Raw genomic sequence first — 6,173 nt, 5'->3', positions numbered from 1 at the left:
CGAGATCTCTAGCTTGCTAGCACGCTAGCGTGCTAGCATCCCTCTCGTGGGTGATGAGGAAGTCAAGCAATTCAACGTGTATCTGCCGATCTCGCTGATCAAGCAGGTCAAGTACCGCGCCATCGAGTCGGGCACCTCGCTCTCGGCGCTGGTCGCCGAGGCGCTGCGGGCCTACCTCGACGACGCCCACGGGACCGGACGTACCTCGACCGAGGGGGAGAACTGACATGGCGACCGAAGGAATCGAGGCCGTCTTCCTGACGACCCACAACTGGGGCAGGGCGGCGAAGTTCTTCCAGACGCTCGGCTACGAGCTGGAGTTCGCGACCGACCACAACTCGGCCATGCTGCGCAACGGCGAGGGCGCGTACGTCTTCATCGCCGAGGTGCCCGAGGACCAGGAGCCGCAGACGCGGATCGTGCTGAAGGTGCCCGACGCGGACGCCTTCCCCGCCGACGCCGACCTGGACGTGGTCACGCCGTTCGAGGACACCCATTACGGGACCAGGGAGATGACCGTCCGCGACCCGGACGGGCGCGTGTGGAGCCTGCAGGCTCCCGGCAGGAACTGACCGGGCGAACAAGGATCACAGGGGGAACATGATGGAGAGCGTCGTCGCGGGCGAGCGGATACCCGGGCCCGACAACACCGCCGTACGGACCGCGCTGTGGCGGGCGCTGCACCTGGAGGCCGACCCGGCGCCGCACGTCGTCGAGGACGCGGTCGGGCTGCGGATCGCGGACCCCGGGGACGGCTGGCGCGAGCGCCCCGACATGGACCCGCGGGCCACCAGCGGGCTGCGCGCGGCCATCGCGGCCCGCGCCCGGTTCATCGAGGACCTGATCGCCGAGCAGAGCGACCTCGGCGTCACCCAGTACGTCATCCTGGGCGCGGGCCTGGACACCTTCGCCCAGCGCAGGCCGGAGATCGCCTCCCGGCTGCGGATCTTCGAGGTCGACCAGCCCGGCCCGCAGGCCTGGAAGCGCCGGCGCCTGGCCGCACTCGGCTACGACATCCCCGAGTGGCTGCACCTGGTGCCGGTCGACTTCGAGGCGAACGAGGACTGGTGGCAGCGGCTCGCCGCCGCCGGGTTCGACCCGGCCCGGCCCGCGGTCGTCGTCTCCACCGGCGTCTCCATGTACCTCACCAAGGACGCCACCGCCGCCACCCTGCGCCGGATCGCCTCGCTGGCGCCCGGCTCGACGCTCGCCATGACGTTCATGCTGCCGGTCGGCCTCGTCGACGAGGCCGACCGGCCGGGGATGCGGGCGAGCGAGGAAGGCGCCCGGGCGTCCGGCACGCCGTTCCTCAGCTTCTACGCCCCCGAGGAGATGCTGGCCCTGGCCCGCGAGACCGGGTTCGCCGACGCCCGCCATGTGTCGGCGGCCACGCACGCCGAGCGCTACTTCGCGGGCCGCTCCGACGGACTGCGCCCCTCCAGCGGCGAGGACGTGCTGGTCGCCACCGTCTGACGCCCGGCGCGGAGTTCCCGTACGTACGCGACAGCCCGGCGCCGCGCCCGCGCGTATCCCGTGCACCACCACAGCAGGGGAGCCGCGCGGGTGCCGCGGGCCAGCAGGAAGCGCTGGTTGCGGATCGTGTCGGGGCGCCAGTGGTGCTTGTACGGCTCGTTGCCGCGCAGCATGCTCAGCACCGCGCGCCCGCTGCCGTCCAGGCGGCGGGCGGAGGCGCGCATCAGCATCGCCGCCACGTCCACCTTGCGCTCGCGCAGGCGGGGGTGGGCGCCGTAGAGGTAGCCGCCGGCCAGGGTGGGCGACTGGAGGGTGAGCTCGGCGGCCACGACCGTGCCCTCCAGGCGGAACTCGGTCAGGACCGCCTCTTCCTGAGCCACCATCAGCCGCACCGAGCGGTCCAGGTGCTCGGCGAACCGGGGGCGCAGGTGCTCGCGGGTCACTCCGCGCCCGCGCCACTGCAACCGGTGCAGGGTGAGCAGGGAGTCGAGGGCGGCCGGGACCTCCTCGGGCGGGACCGCCCGCTCGTCGACGCCCAGCGTGTCGATCCGGCGGAGCTTCGCGCGGACCCGCTGGGCCGGTTTCGCGGCGAGACGGGCCAGGAGCGCGTCCATCGGGGCGGCGGGCAGCTCCAGGCACGCCGAGTCCGCCAGGCTGGCGCGGATCCCCGGCCACTGGGTGTGCAGCAGTTCGGCGGCGCCGCCGGGGCGCACCTCGCGCAGGTCCACGAGCGCGCCTCCTGCCGCCTCCCGCACCGCCGCCACCAGCGCCCGCGCCGCCTCCTGCCTGCAGCTGTCGTCGAGCAGTACGTCCGTGAAGTCGGTGATCGGGCCGCCGAGCGGCACCAGGGTGCGGAACGGGCGGAACACCAGCATCAGCGGGGCCGCCGCGACCAGTTCGCCGCCCCGGCGCACCAGCACCACCCGCAGCCGGCCGGTCACGCCGTACGACGTCCACCACGAGTGCAGCCAGGCGTGGCTCTGGAACGGGGTGGCCGTGCGGCAGCGGCCGTGCAGGCCGCGCCACTCGGGCGCGAGGCCGGCGAACCGGCCGGTGTCCGTGCACACCTCGCCCACCAGGGCGGTGGTCCCCGGCGCCGTGACCGTCACCGGGCGCCCCCGTAGGGCACACCGGAGGGAAGGGCGGGGGCCGGTACGGGCGCGGGCTCGCGCCTTCTGGGCCGCACCAGCAGGATCAGGCCGCCGGTCAGGCCCCCGGCGCAGCCGCCCACCAGGGCGGTCAGCGAGGCGGGCGCCGACGACGGGTCGACGGGCCTGGCCGCGCGCGAGAACTGCACCAGCCGTACGCCCGTGCTGGATTCGGTGTGCTCGCCGTTGACGGTCAGCGCGCGGGCCACCGCGTTGGCGATGTCGGCCGCCTCGCGCGGGCGCCCCGAGGTGCCGGTGATGGCGATCATCGGCGCGTCCGGCGAGGTCGCCGTCCGCACCTTGCGGCGGATCGTGTCGGCGGGCACACCCGCCCACGCCTGCGCGTCGCCGATCACCGCGACCTGCGTGGCGACCCGCCCGTACGCCTGGGCGAAGCCGAGGGCGGTGGCCGGGTCCGACTTGCCGGTCGGGGTCACCACGACATAGCTGGTCGCGGTGTACTCGGCGGGCCGGGCCAGCCCGTACACACCGCCCGCCAGGGTGCCGAGCAGCGCGCACACCGGCAGCGGCCACCATCTGGGCAGCGGCCGCGCGCCCGGGTGGGACCGCATCCGGCGCCACGGGCTGGGGGATTGGCTCATCGTGCGCTCACTCCTGACGTGACCGAGGTGTCCGAGGTGGGGGGAGGGGACTGCTTGCCGAGTACGGGGGTGGTGCCGTGCAGGGCCGCCTCGTAGACGGCCGTCAGCCGGGCCGCCGCCGACGCGATCGTGTAGTGCGCGACGGCCGGGGGGACGGGCAGGCGCCCGGCCGCCGAGCCGCGTGCCGCCCGCAGGGCGTCGGTGAAGGCCGCCGCGTCGGCCCGGACCGCGCCCGGCGCCCGGCCGGGGGGCAGGTCGTCGACGGCGGGGCAGGTCGCGTAGACGACCGGCAGACCCGCCGCCAGGCCCTCCACCACCGCCAGGCCGAACGCCTCGTCGGCGGAGGGGGAGGCGAGGACGTCCATCGCGGCCAGCAGGGCGGGCAGGTCCAGGCCGCCGCCCGCGCCCTCGTACGCGCACTCGCCCGCGAAGCGCACCCGCCCGGCCACGTCCCGCCGCGCGGCCAGCGCCCGCAGTACGGCCTCCTGCTCGCCGCCGCCCACCAGCAGCAGATGCGCGCCGGGCAGGTGGGGCAGGGCCCGGATCAGGACGTCGAAGCGTTTGCCCGCGACCAGGCGGCCGACCCCGCCGATGACGTAGGCGTCCTGCGGCAGGCCCAGCAGGGCGCGCGCCCGGGACCGCAGCAGTGCGTCGAAGCGGAAGCGGTCCGCGTCGATGCCGTTGGGGACGACGTGGATGCGGCGGGCGGGCACGCCCCACTCGCGCAGGCGCCGCGCGATCGTCGCGGACACGGCGACCGTGGAGGTGCCAAGGCGTTCGGAGGCCAGATACAGGGCGCGCACCCCGGCGCCGAGCGGGCGGCCCTCGATGGTGGCGGCGCCCAGCGAGTGCTCGGTGGCGACGACGGCGCGCACCCCGGCGAGCCGGGCGGCGGCCCGCCCGTACAGGCAGGCGCGGTAGAGGTGGGTGTGGACCAGGTCGTAGCGGCCCTGGCGGATCAGACGGGTCAGCCGGGGCAGGGCGCTCAGGTCGCGGTTGCCGGACATGCCCAGGTGGCGTACGTGGACACCGTCGGCGGCCAGGCCGTCGGCCACGGCGCCCGGGTTGGTGAGGGTGACCACCTCGCAGGAGGCGGGCAACTCGGCGAGCAGCAGGCGCAGTTGCTGTTCGGCGCCGCCCACGCCGAGGCCGGTGATGACGTGCAGGACTCTCACCGTTCCTCCGGGTCCGCTCCGGGGCGGCGCTCGGCGGCCGTGCTCCGGGCCGGGGAGCTCTCGCGGGCGTCCTCGTCCTGCGGGGTGCGCGGCGGGCCCAGTACCGTCGGGCGGTCCTCGGGGACGAACCCCGCGCCGGGGCCGTCGCCGGGCGGGCGCCGCCGCCAGCGGTGCAGGGCGCGTTTGAGGTGCAGGCGCCAGCTGGTGTCCCTCTCGCCGATGTGGACGCGCGGCAGGGCGTAACGGCCGGTCAGAGGGCCGGGGTCGATGGCGCAGGCGTAGCTGTAGCCGGCCGTGCGCACCGCGTCCAGGGCCCGCTGGTCGACGGTTCCGTACGGGTAGCAGAAGCCCTGTACGTCGCGGCCGGTCAGCTCGCGCAGCAGGGCGCGGCTCTCCTCGGTCTCGCGGCGCAGGGTGTCGTCGTCGGCGGTGGTCAGATCGGTGTGGAGCAGGCCGTGCGAGCCGATCTCCATGCCCCAGGTGAGGGCGCGCCGGATGCCGTCCTCGTCCAGGAGCGGTCGGCGCGGGCCGAGCGGGTCCCACGCGTTGGTGCCGCCGAGCCGCCCGGGCAGGGCGAACAGGGTGGCCGTGCAGTCGTAGCGGCGCAGCAGCGGCAGCGCCTCCTCGGTGAAGTCGGCGTACCCGTCGTCGAAGGTGAGGCCCACCAGACGGGTGCCGCCGCCGGCCGCGCGGGCCCGCAGCAGCTGGGCCATGCCCACGCCGAGCAGACCCCGGGCGCGCAGCCAGCGCAGCTGCCGCTCCAGTCGGCGGGGGGTGACGGTGATGTTGTACGGGTCGTCCGCGCGGGCGTCGGCGCGGGCGCCGACCGAGTGGTACATCGCTGCCCACAGGGCGGGGGTGTCAACGGGCATGCCTCGGCCTTCGGGTGAGGGGGCGGGACAGCAGGCGGAGCAGGGTGCGCAGCAGCGCCAGCGGCGCGAAGCCGCGTACGCGGGCGGCGCGGGCCAGCACGAGGAAGGCGGCGGTGGCCGCGAGGGAGCCGGTGGCGAGAGCGGCGGCGGGGTCGGTGACGCGGGCGGCGCACCACCAGCACACCGCGCTCGCCCCGGCCCCGGCGGCGGCCAGTTTCAGCAGTTCGCCGCCGACCCGGCGCCGCTGGAGGCCGACCGGGCGCCGGCCCGCCCCGGCGAGCAGCAGCAGCGCGCCCACCACGATGCCCAGCGCGTTGGCGGCGGCGATGCCGCGCGCCCCCCACACGGGCGCCGCCCACGCGCCGGCCGCGGCCGTCACCGCCAGGCACACCAGCATGGTGAGGGCCGGGTACCAGGTGGGGCGGGCCGCCGAGAAGTACGAGCGGACCAGCACGCCGACCATCGTCTGGGCGAGCAGGCCGAGCGCGTACACGCGCATCACGGCGGCGGTGGCGGCGGTGTCGGCCGGGCCGAACGCGCCGCGCTGGAACAGCACCTGGACGATCTGCGGGGCACAGCCCACCACGACGGCGCCGCCGAGCAGCACGATCGCGCCCGCCACCAGCAGATCGCCCTCGACGCGCCGCCGGGCCCGCTCGGTCTCGCCCGCCGCCAGCGCCCGGGCGACGACGGGGAAGGTGACCGTGCAGAGCATCAGGGAGAGCACCATCGGCATCTGCGCCACTTTCTGGGCGTAGTTGAGCTGCGAGATGGCGCCCGCGGGCAGCGGGGCCGCGAGGTGGCGCTCGACGAGGGTCTGGCACTGGCGGCCGAGCGCGAAGACGACGACGGGCGCGACCATGGCCAGACGCAGGGCGCCGGTGGACTCCTTGGGGGCGGTGG

The 6,173-nt window shown here is 75.7% G+C and carries 7 protein-coding genes and 1 pseudogene; 3 read left to right on the top strand and 5 right to left on the bottom strand.

The genetic code is table 11. The features are described from left to right. Nucleotides 1-46: 46 nt before the first annotated feature. The 3 genes from A8W25_RS06070 to A8W25_RS06060 are packed head-to-tail and all read left to right on the top strand — an operon-like array spanning nt 47 to nt 1,473. Nucleotides 47-226: a CopG family transcriptional regulator gene (locus tag A8W25_RS06070; RefSeq protein WP_067157158.1), complete on the top strand. Its 180-nt coding sequence runs from the start codon at nt 47-49 to the stop codon at nt 224-226. Between the two features lies 1 nt (nt 227). Beyond that, the gene (locus tag A8W25_RS06065; RefSeq protein ID WP_067157155.1) at nt 228-572 is read left to right on the top strand and encodes a glyoxalase/bleomycin resistance/dioxygenase family protein; all 345 of its coding nucleotides are present in this window, start codon (nt 228-230) and stop codon (nt 570-572) included. 28 nt (nt 573-600) lie between these two features. Beyond that, nucleotides 601-1,473 carry a class I SAM-dependent methyltransferase gene (locus A8W25_RS06060; RefSeq protein WP_079125857.1) on the top strand — a complete coding sequence of 291 codons (873 nt, stop codon included), beginning with the start codon at nt 601-603 and terminating at the stop codon, nt 1,471-1,473. Here A8W25_RS06060 and A8W25_RS06055 read toward each other — a convergent pair. The 5 genes and pseudogenes from A8W25_RS06055 to A8W25_RS06035 form a co-directional block, all read right to left on the bottom strand. After that, nucleotides 1,404-2,582 (bottom strand): GNAT family N-acetyltransferase, encoded by a 1,179-nt coding sequence (locus A8W25_RS06055; RefSeq protein WP_079125856.1) that lies wholly within the window; start codon nt 2,580-2,582, stop codon nt 1,404-1,406. The genes A8W25_RS06060 and A8W25_RS06055 overlap by 70 nt on opposite strands. Then, the gene (locus A8W25_RS06050; protein WP_067157153.1) at nt 2,579-3,223 is read right to left on the bottom strand and encodes a lipopolysaccharide biosynthesis protein; all 645 of its coding nucleotides are present in this window, start codon (nt 3,221-3,223) and stop codon (nt 2,579-2,581) included. The genes A8W25_RS06055 and A8W25_RS06050 overlap by 4 nt, the downstream gene beginning before the upstream one ends. Next, nucleotides 3,220-4,398: a glycosyltransferase gene (locus A8W25_RS06045; protein ID WP_067157150.1), complete on the bottom strand. Its 1,179-nt coding sequence runs from the start codon at nt 4,396-4,398 to the stop codon at nt 3,220-3,222. Before A8W25_RS06045 ends, A8W25_RS06050 begins: the two co-directional genes overlap by 4 nt. A 152-nt stretch (nt 4,399-4,550) precedes the next feature. Then, a pseudogene (locus A8W25_RS06040) lies at nt 4,551-5,237 on the bottom strand (polysaccharide deacetylase family protein); the annotation flags it as partial. A 22-nt stretch (nt 5,238-5,259) separates the two neighbouring features. Then, a partial coding sequence (locus A8W25_RS06035) for a lipid II flippase MurJ (protein ID WP_199831683.1) occupies nt 5,260-6,173 on the bottom strand: 914 nt, incomplete at its 5' end.

This window comes from Streptomyces sp. ERV7, assembly GCF_001653515.1.
Taxonomy (GTDB): Bacteria; Actinomycetota; Actinomycetes; order Streptomycetales; family Streptomycetaceae; genus Streptomyces.
Note: the sequence above shows the minus strand (reverse complement) of the source record. Positions and strands in the feature narration are given on the sequence as shown.

Coding starts and splice junctions, on each gene's coding strand:
- A8W25_RS06065 (WP_067157155.1), top strand. CDS start 228: ATGGCGACCGAAGGAATCGAGGCCGTCTTCCTGACGACCCACAACTGG.
- A8W25_RS06060 (WP_079125857.1), top strand. CDS start 601: ATGATGGAGAGCGTCGTCGCGGGCGAGCGGATACCCGGGCCCGACAAC.
- A8W25_RS06050 (WP_067157153.1), bottom strand. CDS start 3,223: ATGAGCCAATCCCCCAGCCCGTGGCGCCGGATGCGGTCCCACCCGGGC.